Origin of the sequence: Variovorax defluvii (assembly GCF_039541515.1) — a bacterium.
GTDB lineage: Bacteria > Pseudomonadota > Gammaproteobacteria > Burkholderiales > Burkholderiaceae_C > Variovorax > Variovorax defluvii.
Map to the genome: position 1 here is coordinate 1 of NZ_BAABGJ010000031.1, position 1,116 is coordinate 1,116.

The 1,116-nt window shown below is 62.2% G+C and carries 1 protein-coding gene and 1 pseudogene; both read right to left on the reverse strand.

What is annotated here, in order from left to right; all coding sequences use genetic code 11:
- On the reverse strand, window positions 1-847 hold an 847-nt coding region (locus ABEA07_RS15390), incomplete at its 3' end, for a DUF6531 domain-containing protein (protein WP_345538910.1).
- 83 nt (window positions 848-930) lie between these two features.
- A pseudogene (locus ABEA07_RS28640) lies at window positions 931-1,116 on the reverse strand (hypothetical protein); the annotation flags it as partial.

The following is a 1,116-nucleotide window of genomic DNA, read 5'->3' on the forward strand; positions in this document are numbered from 1 at the left end:
AGGCTCCGGTGATGGAGGTGCGACTGAAGGTCCGTACGTAGCCTTCCGGCAAGGCAATGGTGACATTCAGCGGCCCAGCGCTTGGCAAGGCCGCGAGTCCGATGCTGTAGTTGTGAGTCCAGCCAGGCCCCAGCCCGGAAGCCGGACCCATGGGACGGCCCGCCCAGTTGCTCCGGTACTGGCGATCGAAGCTTAGTGCGCTCGGCCCGGAATCAGACCAATCCGTCTCGGATTGAAACTTCTCTCCAGTTCCGGGGGCGATCGGATTACCCGCGAACAAACCTGCAGTGTTGGCCCTGCATTGTGGTGCGCCGTCAGTGGCATCGGGTGGTAGCTGGGGCACGCACTGCCCGGCGGAGGCACCAGAACCATCAATGAAACCCTGAATGCATGTGCACGCGCTTCCCGAGCGGGTGCTATGCGCTGGGCAGATCAGCTGAAACGAAAGCCCGTTCTGATGATCGCCGGACCATGGGCCATTGGGCGAACTGCCCACGGTAGCGTGGCACACCAGCCCATTTGGGGCGGTCCCTGATTCCGCCTGAGTTTGAAGGTAGAAGCCACCATGGCCGTTCGTCGCCATGTGCCAATCGATACAGGCCTGATGCGGATCGGCTTGCCATGCGCCAGCGCTCCAGCCAGCGACTCTGTATTCATATTCGGACTGAGGCGGGACCAGTGCATGGGCAACATGCGCCAGAAGCATCACTACAAACAGCACACACACATATTTGGCGAGCTTGTCGAAGCGAACCCATGTCAGTTGGGCGGGCCGCTTTGTGACGCGGAAGGAGCGCTCGACGGGTGCACGAACGCTCCGTGCGCTTCCGCGCGTTGCCATTGCCATGGATTTCCTCCCCAATCTTGGGTGTTATTTGAAGCGCGCGGATCATAGCCCACGCCTCGTCCATCACAACAGCAGGAAAAGGTTCATAGGAGGGAAGGGATCGTCCCTTCGGGCAGGTTGTGCAGGGCGATGGCAAGGACGAACAGCCACACCCGCTTGAGGCTGCGCGCGTCGCCGCCTTCGCGGCCCTTGACCGCTCGCGGCGGCGCAGTCCGGCGAGGAAAGGCACCGTGGCAACAGTGCCCGCACGCCTTCACCTCATCGGTGGG